13 protein-coding genes are annotated in these 13,501 nt (G+C 69.7%); 8 read left to right on the plus strand and 5 right to left on the minus strand.

Annotated features, from left to right (window positions below; translation table 11 throughout):
- Positions 1-89 precede the first annotated feature (89 nt).
- The 4 genes from ACJX2R_RS32645 to ACJX2R_RS32660 all read left to right on the plus strand — a co-directional run bounded on the left by ACJX2R_RS32645 (position 90) and on the right by ACJX2R_RS32660 (position 4,175).
- Positions 90-1,256 (plus strand): sugar kinase, encoded by a 1,167-nt coding sequence (locus ACJX2R_RS32645; protein ID WP_413103055.1) that lies wholly within the window; start codon positions 90-92, stop codon positions 1,254-1,256.
- The gene (locus ACJX2R_RS32650; protein ID WP_413103056.1) at positions 1,253-2,074 is read left to right on the plus strand and encodes an IclR family transcriptional regulator; all 822 of its coding nucleotides are present in this window, start codon (positions 1,253-1,255) and stop codon (positions 2,072-2,074) included. Before ACJX2R_RS32645 ends, ACJX2R_RS32650 begins: the two co-directional genes overlap by 4 nt.
- Positions 2,071-2,484 (plus strand): RidA family protein, encoded by a 414-nt coding sequence (locus ACJX2R_RS32655; RefSeq protein ID WP_262702963.1) that lies wholly within the window; start codon positions 2,071-2,073, stop codon positions 2,482-2,484. Before ACJX2R_RS32650 ends, ACJX2R_RS32655 begins: the two co-directional genes overlap by 4 nt.
- A gap of 218 nt (positions 2,485-2,702) precedes the next feature.
- A complete protein-coding gene (locus ACJX2R_RS32660) occupies positions 2,703-4,175 on the plus strand; it encodes a GntP family permease (protein WP_413103057.1) in 1,473 nt (490 codons plus the stop codon).
- 77 nt (positions 4,176-4,252) lie between these two features.
- Here ACJX2R_RS32660 and ACJX2R_RS32665 read toward each other — a convergent pair whose 3' ends face one another.
- Both ACJX2R_RS32665 and ACJX2R_RS32670 read right to left on the minus strand, forming a co-directional pair.
- Positions 4,253-4,480, minus strand: coding sequence for a DUF397 domain-containing protein (locus tag ACJX2R_RS32665; protein WP_413103058.1), 228 nt, complete (start codon positions 4,478-4,480; stop codon positions 4,253-4,255).
- Positions 4,467-5,291, minus strand: a complete 825-nt coding sequence (locus ACJX2R_RS32670) for a helix-turn-helix domain-containing protein (protein ID WP_413103059.1) — start codon at positions 5,289-5,291, stop codon at positions 4,467-4,469. The genes ACJX2R_RS32665 and ACJX2R_RS32670 overlap by 14 nt, the downstream gene beginning before the upstream one ends.
- A 291-nt stretch (positions 5,292-5,582) precedes the next feature.
- Between ACJX2R_RS32670 and ACJX2R_RS32675 the strand changes: the two genes are divergently transcribed.
- Positions 5,583-5,927 (plus strand): hypothetical protein, encoded by a 345-nt coding sequence (locus ACJX2R_RS32675; RefSeq protein ID WP_413103060.1) that lies wholly within the window; start codon positions 5,583-5,585, stop codon positions 5,925-5,927.
- A 178-nt stretch (positions 5,928-6,105) separates the two neighbouring features.
- Here the strand turns inward: ACJX2R_RS32675 and ACJX2R_RS32680 are convergent, their stop codons facing one another.
- Positions 6,106-7,458 carry a M14 family metallopeptidase gene (locus ACJX2R_RS32680; protein ID WP_413103061.1) on the minus strand — a complete coding sequence of 451 codons (1,353 nt, stop codon included), beginning with the start codon at positions 7,456-7,458 and terminating at the stop codon, positions 6,106-6,108.
- 126 nt (positions 7,459-7,584) lie between these two features.
- On the opposite strand from ACJX2R_RS32680, the gene ACJX2R_RS32685 reads away from it, so the two are divergent.
- A complete protein-coding gene (locus ACJX2R_RS32685) occupies positions 7,585-8,475 on the plus strand; it encodes a S1 family peptidase (RefSeq protein WP_413103062.1) in 891 nt (296 codons plus the stop codon).
- A 100-nt stretch (positions 8,476-8,575) separates the two neighbouring features.
- On the opposite strand, the gene ACJX2R_RS32690 is transcribed toward ACJX2R_RS32685, so the two are convergent.
- Positions 8,576-9,586: a chitinase gene (locus ACJX2R_RS32690; RefSeq protein WP_262702973.1), complete on the minus strand. Its 1,011-nt coding sequence runs from the start codon at positions 9,584-9,586 to the stop codon at positions 8,576-8,578.
- Between the two features lie 241 nt (positions 9,587-9,827).
- Positions 9,828-11,573: a chitinase gene (locus ACJX2R_RS32695; RefSeq protein ID WP_413103063.1), complete on the minus strand. Its 1,746-nt coding sequence runs from the start codon at positions 11,571-11,573 to the stop codon at positions 9,828-9,830.
- A 281-nt stretch (positions 11,574-11,854) separates the two neighbouring features.
- Between ACJX2R_RS32695 and ACJX2R_RS32700 the strand changes: the two genes are divergently transcribed.
- Together ACJX2R_RS32700 and cpaB are read left to right on the plus strand one after the other, a co-directional pair.
- Positions 11,855-12,760 (plus strand): hypothetical protein, encoded by a 906-nt coding sequence (locus tag ACJX2R_RS32700; RefSeq protein ID WP_413103064.1) that lies wholly within the window; start codon positions 11,855-11,857, stop codon positions 12,758-12,760.
- A gap of 26 nt (positions 12,761-12,786) precedes the next feature.
- Positions 12,787-13,491, plus strand: coding sequence for a Flp pilus assembly protein CpaB (gene cpaB, locus ACJX2R_RS32705; protein ID WP_262702976.1), 705 nt, complete (start codon positions 12,787-12,789; stop codon positions 13,489-13,491).
- Positions 13,492-13,501: the final 10 nt, after the last annotated feature.

Genomic DNA, 13,501 nt, shown 5'->3' on the forward strand with positions numbered 1-13,501 from the left:
GCTTAGCGCTGTCTAACATCCCGCCCAGCACCGGGTCAACGGTGTGTGGCTGACCCTCATCCGTCCATCCACGAGGAGCGAGACCAACTGTGTCCCACCTCCGCAGCGTCGATGTCGTATGTCTTGGCGAGTCGATGGTGACCTTCGTGCCGTCCCGTCCGGGCCGGCTGTCGGACGTTCCCTCGTTCGCCCGGGGCATCGGCGGCGCCGAGTCCAATGTCGCCTGTGGCCTGGCCCGCGCCGGGCACAGCGCGCGCTGGATCAGCCGGGTGGGCACGGACGGCTTCGGCGAGCACCTCGTACGGGAGATCGCGGCCACCGGTGTGGACACCGCGTACGTCCAGCGCGATCCGCGCCGCCCCACCGGGATCTACTTCCGTACGGCGGGGGAGCGCGCCGTCGGCTCCGAGACGGCTGTCGGCTCCGAGACGGCCGGCGGGGACGGCGGGGACAGCGGGGACAGCGCCGCCGCCTCGGAACCGCTCGCCGAGGTGCTCTACTACCGGGCCGGATCCGCCGCCGCGGCCATGTCCCCCGCGCTCATCCCCCGGGAGCGGGCCTGGTCCGGCCGGGTGCTCCATCTGACCGGGATCACCCCGGCCCTCTCGGGCGACTGCCGGGCGCTGGCGCGCGAGCTGACCGCCCACGCCCCCGGCCGCCCCCTCGTCTCCTTCGACCTCAACTACCGGGTCTCGCTCTGGCGGAGGGAAGCGGAAGAGGCCGCCGACGGCGAAGGCGGGCCCGCCGTACTGCTCGACCTCGCCCGCCGCTGTGACCTCGTCTTCGTCGGAGAGGACGAGGCCGAGGCGGTCTGGGGAGTGCGCGGTCCGGAGGCCATACGGGCCGTGCTGCCCGAACCGGAGCTGCTGGTCGTCAAGCAGGGCGGCGCCGGGGCCACCGCCTACGCCCGCCGCCCGGACGAGGGCACGGACACCGTCACCTTCGAACCCGCCCCGCGCGTCGACGTCGTCGCCCCCGTCGGCGCGGGCGACGCCTTCGCCGCCGGTTTCCTCTCCGGCACCCTGCGCGGACTGCCCGTCGCCGAACGGCTGCGCCACGGCCACCTGATGGCCGCCGCCGCGCTCACCGTCCCCGGCGACCTCGGCACCCCGCCCTCCCGCGAGCACGCCGACCACCTGGTGGCACTCGATGCCGCGCGGTGGGGCACACTGCGATTCGGCCCCGGCTGGACAGATCTGCCGAGTCCCGCCGAAAAGTGGGCCGAGACCGCAGTGGTGGAGGTACCCGACTCATGAGCCAGACCGTCGACCGAGCGCTGAGCATCCTGCCGCTGCTGGCGGAGGGGCCGGCCAATCTGGAGCAGGTCGCCACGCGGCTGGGCGTGCACAAGTCGACCGCGCTGCGGCTGCTGCGCACCCTCCATGAGCACGGCATGGTCTACCGCCAGCAGGACCAGCGCTACCGCCTCGGCGCCCGCCTCTTCGCGCTCGCGCAGGAGGCGGTCGAGAACCTCGACGTGCGCGAGATCGCCCACCCCCATCTGGCGGCGCTCAACGAACGCTGCGGGCACACCGTCCACCTCGCGGTGTACGAGGAGAACGAGGTGCTCTACATCGACAAGGTGGAGAGCCGCTACCCGGTGCGGATGTACTCGCGGATCGGCAAGCCCGTGGCCATCACCGTGGCCGCCGTGGCCAAGCTGCTGCTGGCCGATCTGCCCGAGCCCGAGCGGCGGACCCTGGCCGAGCGGCTCACCTACCCCGCGTACACGCCCCGTTCGACGCCCAACGCCGCCGCGTTCCTCAAGGAGCTGGCGACCGTGCGCGAACAGGGCTGGGCCACCGACTTCGGCGGCCACGAGGAGTCGATCAACTGCGTCGGGGCACCGATCCGGGGAGCGGACGGGCGGGTCGTCGCCGCCTGCTCGGTGTCGGCGCCGAACGTCGTCGTCAGCGCCGAAGAACTCCTCTCCCTGCTGCCGCTGGTGCGCCGCACGGCTGAGGAGATCAGCCGGGAATACTCGGGCGGCGCCCCGGTGTCCCACGACGCGCAGTATCCCTCCCGAGTAACAGCCGAAACCCCCGAGAAGAGAGCCGAGGAGACCTCCTCATGACCGAGAAGCTCCAGAAGACCGCGATCACCCCGGCCACGCACACCGCCCCGCCCGCCAAGTTCTCCCACGGGGTGAAGAAGGGGAACATCCTCCAGGTCGCCGGTCAGGTCGGCTTCGGCCCCGCCGTCCCGGGCCAGGCCCCCACCCCCGTCGGGCCCACCCTGCGCGAGCAGACCCTCCAGACCCTGCGCAATGTGCAGTCCGTGCTGGAGGAGGGCGGCGCGAGCTGGGAGGACGTGGTGATGGTGCGGATCTACCTCACCGACACCGGCCACTTCGCCGAACTCAACGAGATCTACAACGAGTTCTTCGCCGACCTGAAGGAGGCCCCGGCCGCCCGTACGACGGTCTACGTCGGCCTCCCGGCCGGTCTGCTCGTCGAGATCGACGCCCTCGCCGTCCTGGGCTGACGCCCTCGCCGCCCCGGGCCGACGCCGCCCGGGGCGGCCGCCCCCGGACCCCCGCGGCGGGCGGGAGCTTTCCCCGCCCGCCGCGGGTTCCACCCCTGACTCGTCCTCACCGTCCCCGTCGCCGGAAGCTCGAGCCCTGATCACCCGCACCCAGGTCTTCCCAGCGCGCGGCCCCCCGCCGTGCGGCGATACCCCCTACCCATATCCCGGAGTTCCCCATGCTGCTCGCGGCCGCTCCCGCTGCCGAGACCCCACCCCACACCGGTGGTCTGCTCGCCCTCATCCACGGCACCGCCGGTCTGCTGACCGTCGCCGCCCTCGGCATCGCCCTGCTGCTCTACCTGATCATCAAGGTCCGGCTGCAACCCTTCGTGGCGCTGCTCGGCGTCTCCATCGCGGTCGGTCTGGCCGCCGGTCTCTCGGTCACCGAACTCTTCGGCACGGTCCAGAAGTCGGACGCCGTCTCGCTCATCGAATCCGGTATGGGCGGCATCCTCGGCCACATAGCCATCATCATCGGCCTGGGCACCATGCTCGGCGCGATCCTCGAGGTCTCCGGCGGCGCGGAGGCGCTCAGCGCCCGGCTGCTCGGCCTCTTCGGGGAGAAGCGGGCGCCGCTCGCGATGGGGCTCACCGGCCTGATCTTCGGCATACCGGTCTTCTTCGACGTCGGCATCTTCGTCCTCGCGCCGATCGTCTACGCGGCCGCCAAGCGCAGCGGCAAGTCGATCCTGCTGTACGCGATGCCGCTGCTCGCGGGGTTGTCCATGACCCACGCCTTCCTGCCGCCGCACCCCGGCCCGGTGGCCGCGGCCGGACTGCTCCATGTCGACCTGGGCTGGGTCATCCTGATGGGCATCATCGTGGGCATCCCGTCGGTGCTGGCCGCGTGGGGCTACGCCGCCTGGATCGGCAAGCGCATCTTCGTGCCCGTACCGCAGGACATGGTCGAGGCGGCCGAGGAGTCCCGGGAGGCGGTCGCGGCCCAGCAGCGCGCCTCCGGCGCCACCCCGGCCGAGCAGCCGGTCTCGGTGGCCACGGTGCTCGCGATCATCGGCACCCCGCTCGTGCTGATCCTCTGCGCCACGTTCTCCTCCGTCGCGCTGGACCCGAGCACCGGCCGCTCGGTCATCGAGTTCTTCGGCCACCCCTTCGTGGCGCTGACGATCGCCCTGCTCCTCGCCTACTACCTGCTGGGCATCCGGCGCGGCTGGTCCCGCAAGTCCCTGGAGACCGTCTCCACCGCCTCCCTCAAGCCCGTGGGCAACATCCTCCTGGTGGTCGGCGCGGGCGGCGTCTTCGGCGCGGTCCTCAAGGGCAGCGGTGTCGCCCAGGCCCTGGCCGACGCCTTCGACAGCGCGGGCCTGCCGGTCATCGTGCTGGCCTGGCTGATCTCGGTGGTGCTCCGGGTGGCCCAGGGCTCGGCGACGGTCGCGATCGTCACGACGGCGGGCATCGTCACCCCGATGCTCGCCGACGGCGACTACTCGCAGGCCCATCTGGCGCTGGTCATCATGTCCATCTCGGCGGGCTCGATCTTCGCCTCGCACGTCAACGACGGCGGCTTCTGGATGGTGGCGAAGTACTTCGGCATCACCGAGAGCGACACGCTGAAGTCCTGGACGGTCCTGGAGACGGTGCTGTCGGTGGCGGGGTTCGTGGTCGCGGGGCTGCTGAGCCTGGTCATCTAGCGGACGGCGCCCGCATGACGACGGCCCCCGGATCTCGGCAGAAACCGCCGGGATTCGGGGGCCGTCGCTTCGACGGGTCAGGCGGTGGGGAACTCCCCGCGCTTGACGGCGGAGATGAACGCCGACCAGGCGGACGGCTCGAAGACGAGCGCCGGGCCGTGCGGGTCTTTGCTGTCGCGGACGGGGACGGTGGCGTGGCCGCGCGCTACTTCGAGGCAGTCGCCGTTGCTGGGCCCGCTGTAGCTGGACTTGAACCAACCGGTGAGGGTAGAGGCGTCGGAGACGGTGTGATCAGTGCTGGCCATGTTCGTGTTCCTCTGCTATGGCCCGGATCAGGGCCAGGGATTCGTCATGCGACACCGCATCGCCCATGGCGAGATCGTAGGCCGACTGGCAGGAGCTCACCAGAGTTGGATCATCCATCAAGTTGCCCGTGCGGAGGCCTTCGATGTATGCGACGGGTGCGGCATCGGTGAAGCGCATGAGGGTGACCATGCTTTCGATGAGAGCATGGGCCCCGACACCGAACGGCAACACATGCAGCCGCAATCGTCCAACCTCGGCCATGTCCGAGATCCTGCGCAGTTGTTCCGCCATGACGTGCGGCCCACCGACCCGGCGTCGGAGCACTGCCTCATCCAACAGGGTCCACACGACGGGGCTCAACGGATTATCGAGGATTCGGGCACGCTCTACGCGGTTGACCACGCGCCGGTCAAGATCCTCGGTGCGGTAGTTGGGGCTGGCCGTGCGCAGCACCGCACGTGCGTAGGCGTCTGTCTGGAGCAGTCCAGGAACGAGCGAGAGGCCGTACAACCGGAGCTCTGACGCCTGCCGTTCCAACTCCGCCGCGACCGCGAAGTGGTCGGCGAACTTCGACTCCAGATCCTCCAGCCACCGCGCGAAGAACCCGTCCGTCCCTAGAGCCTGGTCGATCCGCGCCGCGTCGTCCGGCCTGGGAAGCCGCCTCCCCGCCTCGAAGTGGCTGATCAGCGTGGGCGAGCACACCACCCGTTCACTTAGCGCTTCCTGTGTCATGGCGGCCGCTGTGCGGCGGATTCTCAACTCCTCCCCGTATTTCTCCCTTGCGGTGCGTGGCCTCCGCTTCATCTCCATGACTGACTCCCTGAGTTGAAAGCTGTGCTGTCAGAGCCGCCCTCCTAGCAGCGTAGCCAGCACGACCTCCACTCTGTGAGGGAAGCGCCACACAGCGTGAAGAAACGCAGGACCCTCGCGACCGGGGTGCACCGGCCCGAGGGCGTGGCCCACCAGCTGACAGGAGCTGATGAACATGAAGGAGCCTATGGGGCGGTTCCTCGCATGCGTGAGTGCACTTCTCGCCGTACTGCCGCCCGGCCGTCATCGGGTCGAGGCTCGGGCCGTGATCCGGGGTGTGGAGGTGTCCGGATGGGTGCGATGACCGGTCTGCGCCTGCTGCCGTGGACGGACCCCGACGGAAAGCCGTGCTATCTGTCGGCGGATGACGGGAGCAGCCCTCTGAGCCGACGGGCAGACGCGATCGAGGCCGTACAGGTGTCGATGGCGGTCGAACTCCTCCGGCACGCCCGGGTGCTGCTGGACGCCCCCAGGGCGGACAAGCGAGAACTCCGCTACCTCGCGGAGCGGCTGTGTGAGGCGCTGCGCGACGTGTTGCGGGTCGCCGAGAGCCGGGGCGCCCGCCTGCCCTCGTACGGCGAAGGCGACGGCCCGGACGCGGGTACGGCGCCTTGCGGCGCTGCGGGGTCGTCGTGACCGACTGGCGGATTGGTCCCGTTCCGGGCCGGGGCTTGCGCAGGGTGAACGGTGGGGAACTCGCGTTGCCGCTCCAGATCAGCAGGGGCGGGCGGCATCAAGTGCCCCTCGGCGGGAGGCGCCGTCCCGGCGGGGATACCGCCGGGACGGCGCCCGAGTCGGGCCGGACGGCCCCGGCTCAGGCGCAGTACTGAGCCTCCTTGCCGATGGAGCGGTACATGCAGTCCGCGTTCTCCACGAGTTGCAGCACCGCGTCGCGGTTGCGGCTGGTCTCGCGGTCGATGACCTCGTCGGGCGGGTAGAAGCCGCCGGCGCCGGAGGAGGTCGGGTACATCTCGAAGGTGTAGGCGAAGATCTTCTGGGTGCCCCACAGATAGTCGTCGATCGCGCCGTCCGTGATGTACAGCTCGCTCGACTGCTCGGGGGTGTAGCCGTTGCTCGCCGCCATCTTCTTGCCGACCGCGGCGAAGGCGTCGTAGTCGTCCCGCGTCATGCCAGTGGTGGTTTCGTCGTAGGTCCAGCCGAAGGGCCACAGCACCAGTTCGCTGTAGGTGTGGAAGTCGATCGCGGCCTTGATCTGCTGCTTGCCGCCCACGACCCGGCTGCGGGCGAAGTCGGCGACGACCTTCACCTCGGGGGCGGAGGCGGCGCGGGGGCCGCGGTAGGTCTCCGAGCTGGGCGAGCCTGAGGAGCCGCCGCAGCAGCCCCACTTGAAGTCCCAGTTGCGGTTGAGGTCGGTGCCCACGGACGACGAACCGGAGTTGGGCTGGCGGTTCTTGCGCCAACTGCGGTAGGAGCCGGTGGCGATGTCGTACTCGCCGCCGTCCGGGTTCACATCCGGGACGATCCAGATCTCCCGGCCGTTGACGGCGTTCGTGATCCGGGAGTCGCTGCCGTAGCCCTCGGTGAACTGCCGTACCAGATAGAGCGCCATCTCCACCGTAAGGTGCTCACGGGCGTGCTGATGGGCGGTGAAGAGGACCTCGGGCTCGTTCTCGTCCGTGGCCACATTGTCGCTGATCTTGAGGGCGACGATGTCGCGACCCTCGTACGACTTTCCGATGACGCGCTTGCTGAGGATGGACGGATACTTGGCCACCGCCGCGTTGATCTCGGCGTTCGCTTCGGCGTAGTTGTGGTACTTCGCATCGGCCGACGGGAAGTCAAACGGCGTGGCCGACCTGCCCTCGGCGCGGTCGGGCGGGCCCTGGAGCGCGGTGAGCCGGTAGCCGAGCGCACGCAGCCGTTTGGCCTGCGCCGGGTCGGCGGTGACGACCAGGGAGCGGGCGTCCACCTCGTCGATGGACACCCCGGTGGCGGCGACCGCGGAGCGGTCGGCCTTGGTGGCCGGGCCGGAGACCTCGTACTGCCGTACATCCTGGTCGGCGCCCTGGGCAGTGGGTGATGCGGTGCGGTCGGTGCCGGGCCGCGGGGCGGGATCGTCGGCCTGAGCTGCCATGGGTGCGGCGAGTGCGAGGGTGAGCAAGGCGGTGAGGGCGGTGGCCCGTCTACCGCTGATGCGACGTCGCATGACATCTCCTGGGGGGTTAAGGGCGAGCGACTGCTGCGCCAGTGTTCGGCCATGCGCATGACATGCGCAAGGGTGGGAAATGGTCGAAGCCGAAGGAATCTCTCATCGAGGGAAGGAACCCCCCGCATGAACAGATCTCTCGTCGGTGCGCTCTCGGCCCTGTTACTGGGCGGCGCGACCCTCGTCGGCGCGGGCGCGGCGCCCGCGACGGCCGCGTCCCCGGCCAAGGCTCCCGCCAAGGTTTCCACCGAGGCCCCTGCCAAGGTCTCAGCCAAGGCCCCGAAGGCGGTCGACTTCACCGGCACGGTGGCGCTCAGCAACTGCTCCGGTTCCGTCGTCCGCACGCCGGGCTCGGCCGACAGCGACCCCGCGCTCGTCCTCTCCAACGGCCACTGCCTGGAGAGCGGCTTCCCCGGCGCGGGAGAGGTGATCGTCGACCAGCCGTCCAGCCGGAGCTTCACCCTGCTGACCGCCTCGGGCGGCCGGGCCGGGACCGTCCGGGCGAGCAAGGTCGCGTACGCGACGATGACCGACACCGACGTCTCGCTGTACCAGCTGACGTCCACGTACGCCCAGATCCAGTCGTCGTACGGCATCAAGGCGCTGACGCTGTCGGACAGCCACCCGACCCAGGGCTCCGCGATCAATGTGGTCTCCGGCTACTGGAAGAAGATCTACTCCTGCAATATCGACGGATTTGCATATCGCCTTAAGGAGGGGGACTGGACCTGGAAGGACTCGGTCCGCTACACCTCCGCCTGTGACACGATCGGCGGAACGTCGGGCTCTCCCGTCGTCGACCCGGCGTCCGGCAAGGTCGTGGCCGTCAACAACACGGGCAACGAGGACGGCGGCCGCTGCACTCTCAACAACCCGTGCGAGGTGGACCAGAACGGCACGGTGACGGTGCGCCAGGGCATCAACTACGCCCAGGAGACGTACGGCATCACCAAGTGCGTGACCACCGGCAACAAGATCGACCTCAACCTGGCGGGCTGTGTGCTGCCCAAGCCCTAGCGAACACCCGTACGCCGGTGCGCCCCGCCTGTCACGGGCGGGGCGCATCGGCGTACGTCGAACTGTCGTTCGTGCTCCGAGGGTCTGCGGGCGGCGCGGCCTACAGCCCGTGGACGTGCGGGCCGACCGCCTTCGACCAGGCGTTACCGCTGGCCGCGTCCCAGTTGGTGGACCAGGTCATCGCGCCACGGATGCCGGGGTAGGTCTTGGACGGCTTGAAGGAGCCGCAGCCGGAGCCCTTGGCGAGGCAGTCCAGGGCGTCGTTGACGACCTTCGGCTCGACATAGCCGGAGCCGGCGCCGCTGGTGGAGGCGGGCACGCCGATGCCCACCTGGGACGGGTCGAGGCCGTTCTCGAGCTGGATGCAGGCGAGGCCGGTGAGGAAGTCGACCGAGCCCTGTGAGTAGACCTTGCCGTCACAGCCCTGCATCGAGCCGCTGTTGTAGTACTGCATGTTGACGACCGTCAGGAAGTCCTTGATCGCCAGGGCGGTCTTGAAGTACTCGGTGGACGCCGACTGCATGTCGATGGTCTGCGGCGCCATGGTGACCACGACATCGCTCTTCTTGTCGTGGATGGCCTTGAGGGCCTTGGTCATGTACGTGGAGTTGACACCGTTCTCGAGGTCGATGTCCACGCCGTTGAAGCCGTACTTGTCCATCAGGCCGGTGATGGAGGAGGCGAAGGCGTCCGCCGAGGCGTCGTCGCTGACCGAGATGGAGCCCTTCTCGCCGCCAACGGAGATGATCACGGACTTCCCGGCCGCCTGCTTGGCCTTGATGTCGTCCTTGAACTGCTGCTCGTCGCCGTAGCCGGTGGCGGGGTCGAGCTTGAAGTCGACCGCTCCGGGGGAGCCGGTGGCGTCGGCGAAGGCCACCGCGATGATGTCGTAGTCGTCCGGGACATCCGAGAGCTTCTGCTTCGTCGCGCCGTTGTCGAAGTTCTGCCAGTAGCCGGTGACGGCGTGCTCGGGAACGGCGGCGGCGTGCTGCTTCGTGTCCGGCTGGTCCTCGGACGCGTTGGCCGAACCGGCGGATATGAGCCCTCCTGCGGCGAGGGCGACGACTGCGGCGGCTCCGAGCAGCCGCTTGGTGAACTGTGCGCGTACCACGACAGCCTCCGTACGTGGGGGGATGTGGGGGGAGGTGGTGCCAGTGCGCGTTCAGGGGCCCCTGTGGCGTGCGTATAAGGTGGTCCAGACCAATAGCGTTGTCAACCCCACGCGATGTCTTCCCTGCACATGAGGGTGAAAAATGCGGATGAGGGGGCCAAGAGCGGTTGCGCTCCCGGCCCCCTTGGCCCCTCCCCGCGAAAGGGGCCGTGTCGCGTCCCCCGACAGGGGGCGCGTCACGCTACGGCAGACCGTGCACCTTGGGGCCCACCGCGTTCGACCAGGCGTTGCCCGCCGTCGCGTCCCAGTTGGTGGACCAGGTCATCGCGCCGCGCAGACCCGGGTAGGTACGGGACGGTTTGAAGGAGCCGCAGTTCGTGCCGCGGGCCAGACAGTCCAGGGCGTTGTTCACGACCGTCGGGGAGACATAGCCGCTGCCCGCGCCGCGCGTCGAGGCGGGCAGGCCCAGGCCGACCTGGGACGGGGAGAGCCCGCCCTCCAGCTGGATGCAGGCGAGGGCGGTGAGGAAGTCGACCGAGCCCTGTGAGTAGACCTTGCCGTCACAGCCCAGCATGGAACCGCTGTTGTAGTACTGCATATTGACCACCGTCAGGATGTCCTTGATGTTCAGCGCCGTCTGGAAGTAGGCGTTGGACGTGGACTGCATGTCGATGGTCTGCGGGGCCATGGTGATCACCAGGCCGGATCCGGCCTTCGCCGACAGGGAGCGCAGCGCCTGGGTCATATAGGTGGCGTTGAGGCCGTTCTCCAGGTCGATGTCGACGCCGTTGAAGCCGTACTCGCGCATCAGGGCGTAGACGGAGTTGGCGAAGTTGTTCGCGGAAGTCGAGTCGTTGATCGAGACCGTGCCGTTCTGGCCGCCGATGGAGATCACGACGGACTTCCCGGCCGCCTGCTTGGCCTTGATGTCGTCCTTGAACTGCTGCTCGCTGCCGTAGCCGGTGGCGGGGTCGAGGGTGAAGTCGACCGCTCCGGGGGTGCCGGTGGCGTCCGCGAAGGCCACCGCGATGATGTCGTACTGGCCCTGGACCTCGCGCAGCTTCTGCACGGCCGCGCCGTTGTTGAAGTTCTGCCAGTAGCCGGTGACCGCGTGCTTGGGCACGGCGCCGCCGCCCCCGCCGCCTCCGGCCGAAGTGGTGCCCGTGACGGCGGCCGACCTGGGCGACTCGCCCGCCGCGTTGGTGGCGGTGACCTGGAACTGGTACGAGGTGGACGGCGCCAGCCCGGTCACGGTCGCGGAAGTCCCGCCGACCGACTGCACCTTGGAGCCGTCGCGGTAGACGTTGTAGCCGGTCGCGCCGGTGACCGGGGACCAGGACAGATCGATGGAGGACGAGGTGACGGCGCCGGCCTTCAGCCCGCTCGGCGCGCCCGGCACCGGGTCGCCGGGGTCGCCGCCGGGGCCGGACAGGCTGATGTCGTCGGCGTAGTAGGCGGGCTGGCCGTACCAGCCGTGGGTGTAGACGGTCACCGAGGTGGTGTTGGCGCCGGTGGTGAAGCTGGTGCTGAGCTGCTGCCAGCCGGTCGCGGAGGGCGTCCAGGTCGAGACGTCGGTGGTGCCGGTGCCGCTCGCGCCGAGGTACACATAGCTGCCCTGGACCCAGGCGCCGAGGGTGTACGAGGAGTTGGGCTTGACGGCCACGGTCTGGGCGCAGCGGGCGTTGTCCGTGCCCGCCGGGGTGGCCTTGAGGGCGGCCGAGCCGCTGTGGACGGGGCTCGCGACCGTGGTGCCGCTCCCGGCCGAGCAGGTCCAGCCGCTGAGGCCGGACTCGAAGCCGGGGTTCTGGGCGAGGTTGGCGGCCGCGGCGGTCGCGGCGCCTGAGGTGGTGTCCGCAGCGGCGCCCGAGGCGGTGGTGCCGAGGGCGACAAGTGCGGTCGCGCCCAGCGCGGTTGCGGCGAACGCGCCGGTCAGCCGGGCGACGTTGCGTCTGAGTCGGGTGGGGCGGGGGTGTGGGACACGGTCCATGACTGCCTCCGTGGGGGAATCCGTTGGGAAGCCGGTGTGAAGGAGGAGCTTGCGGACGGTGGCCACCGTGTGAACGTAACGTGGTCCAGACCAATGCCCTTGTCAAGGGGATGCGCGGACTGAAGGATCGGGCCTGGAGTGCGTAACCCAGAGGAACTGTTCTCTCACGCCGTTTTCGTGGATAAAGTGACGACGCACCAGGACAGGGGCAGTAAGAGACAGGGGCAGTAACGACCTGCGGCCGCCGCCGCTCGGCGCCGATGTGAGACGGGGTAGCCGACGTGCCCACCGCGATAGCAGTCACCGGCCGCGAGCTGGTGCTTCCGCCGCCCGACGGGCAGACCCCGTCGGCCGTAGTGCTCCGCCCGCCGGACGCACAGTCACTCGACGACGCCCTCGCCGAGGTCGGGACCCTCCTCGACCAGCAGGGCTACCTCGTCGTGCTCTACCCCGCCGCGACCCCCGCGGCCGTGGTCCGCAGGCTCCACACCGTGCGCTCCGTCCTGGAGAGCGACCGGATGGCGCTGCTGCCGCTCGAACTGCCCCCGCTGGCCGTCGCCGTATTAGCCCGTCAGCTGCGCCAGCTGTCCATATCCGACTTCAGCCCCGGCGTGCTGGCGTGTGCCGCCCGGCTGCTCTCCCACTACATCCACGCGGGCGCGCTGCTGGGCAGCGTCGCCAAGCTGGACCGGGTCCCGGTCAGCCTCACCTCGCACGTCAAGTCCTGGGTGCCAGGTGCCCACTTCGGGGTGCTCGCCCACCCCACCCCGCACCTGGTCAAGGTCGGCGGCGCGACCGAGCTGCCCGCCCCCGGGTACGCCACCGCCATGACCATCGCCCGGGGCCAGCTCGGCAGCCACGGCTACGGGGGCGGCGGCGCGGGCCACGACGACTGGGTCACCGGCGCCCTCGCCCCCGCCTGGGGCGTACGCGGCGTGGAGGAGGTGCCGCTGCCCGCCGAGTCGGCGCGCTGGTGGGGCACCCCGAAGCTGATCGAGTTCGCCGCGGCCATCCCCGACCTCTCGGTCCTCTACCAGCTCGTGGCCTCCGTACGGAGGGAGGAGTGCCACTGGTGCGGCTTCGAACTCATCGGCGACCGCTGCGCCTTCTGCTCCTGCCCGGTGGCCCGCGGCGATGAGATCCCCGCACTGCTCACGTCCCAACGTCCCGCCCTGACCAGCCGGTAACGTCCCCGAACGAGGTTGTGCGACCCATGAATTCACGCCAGCGCCGCGGAGTCATCCTGCTGCTCCTGTCGGTCCTGTGCGCCGTCGGCGCCTTCGCCGGAGTCCTCTCCGTCGTCAACGACGTGGAGTCGAAGGTCGGCCCCGAGACCACGGCCTACAAGCTCACCTCGGACGTCAAGCCGTACAAGGCGCTGGAGGCGGGGGAGTTCGAGAAGGTCTCGATGCCCAAGCGCTATGTGCCCTCCACCGCCGTCACCGATCTCGACGAGCTACGCGGGAAGATCGCGGTGACCCAGCTGACCAAGGGGTCGCTGCTCCAGCGCGACATGATCGTGAACCGGCCCGCCCTGAAGCCGGGGCAGCAGGAGATCGCGATCATGGTGGATGCGGCGACCGGTGTCGCGGGCAAGATCACCCCGGGCGCCAGGGTCAATATCTTCGCCACCTTCGAGGGCGACACCCAGGGCGAGAAGCCGGTCTCCAAGCTGATCGTCGCGGGCGCCGAGGTGCTCGACCTCGGCAAGATCACCGCCCTGGAGCCCGACCAGGACGACAAGCGGCGGATCGACGAGGCCGTGCCGATCACCTTCGCGCTCGACACCAGGAACGCCCAGCGCGTCGCGTACGCCGAGTCGTTCGCCTCGCATGTGCGGCTCGCGCTGGTCGCGCCCGGCGGGGGCCCCTCCATAGACCCCGACGACCGCACCTACACCCTCGACGGCGACAAATGAGTGAGGAGGT

The sequence above is a fragment of the Streptomyces sp. Inha503 genome (genome assembly GCF_047215865.1).
Classification (GTDB): domain Bacteria; phylum Actinomycetota; class Actinomycetes; order Streptomycetales; family Streptomycetaceae; genus Streptomyces; species Streptomyces lycopersici.

Coding starts and splice junctions, on each gene's coding strand:
- ACJX2R_RS32680 (WP_413103061.1), bottom strand. CDS start 7,458: ATGCGACGTCGCATCAGCGGTAGACGGGCCACCGCCCTCACCGCCTTG.
- ACJX2R_RS32685 (WP_413103062.1), top strand. CDS start 7,585: ATGAACAGATCTCTCGTCGGTGCGCTCTCGGCCCTGTTACTGGGCGGC.
- ACJX2R_RS32665 (WP_413103058.1), bottom strand. CDS start 4,480: ATGGCCAGCACTGATCACACCGTCTCCGACGCCTCTACCCTCACCGGT.
- cpaB (WP_262702976.1), top strand. CDS start 12,787: ATGAATTCACGCCAGCGCCGCGGAGTCATCCTGCTGCTCCTGTCGGTC.
- ACJX2R_RS32650 (WP_413103056.1), top strand. CDS start 1,253: ATGAGCCAGACCGTCGACCGAGCGCTGAGCATCCTGCCGCTGCTGGCG.
- ACJX2R_RS32675 (WP_413103060.1), top strand. CDS start 5,583: ATGGGTGCGATGACCGGTCTGCGCCTGCTGCCGTGGACGGACCCCGAC.
- ACJX2R_RS32695 (WP_413103063.1), bottom strand. CDS start 11,573: ATGGACCGTGTCCCACACCCCCGCCCCACCCGACTCAGACGCAACGTC.
- ACJX2R_RS32670 (WP_413103059.1), bottom strand. CDS start 5,291: ATGGAGATGAAGCGGAGGCCACGCACCGCAAGGGAGAAATACGGGGAG.
- ACJX2R_RS32655 (WP_262702963.1), top strand. CDS start 2,071: ATGACCGAGAAGCTCCAGAAGACCGCGATCACCCCGGCCACGCACACC.
- ACJX2R_RS32660 (WP_413103057.1), top strand. CDS start 2,703: ATGCTGCTCGCGGCCGCTCCCGCTGCCGAGACCCCACCCCACACCGGT.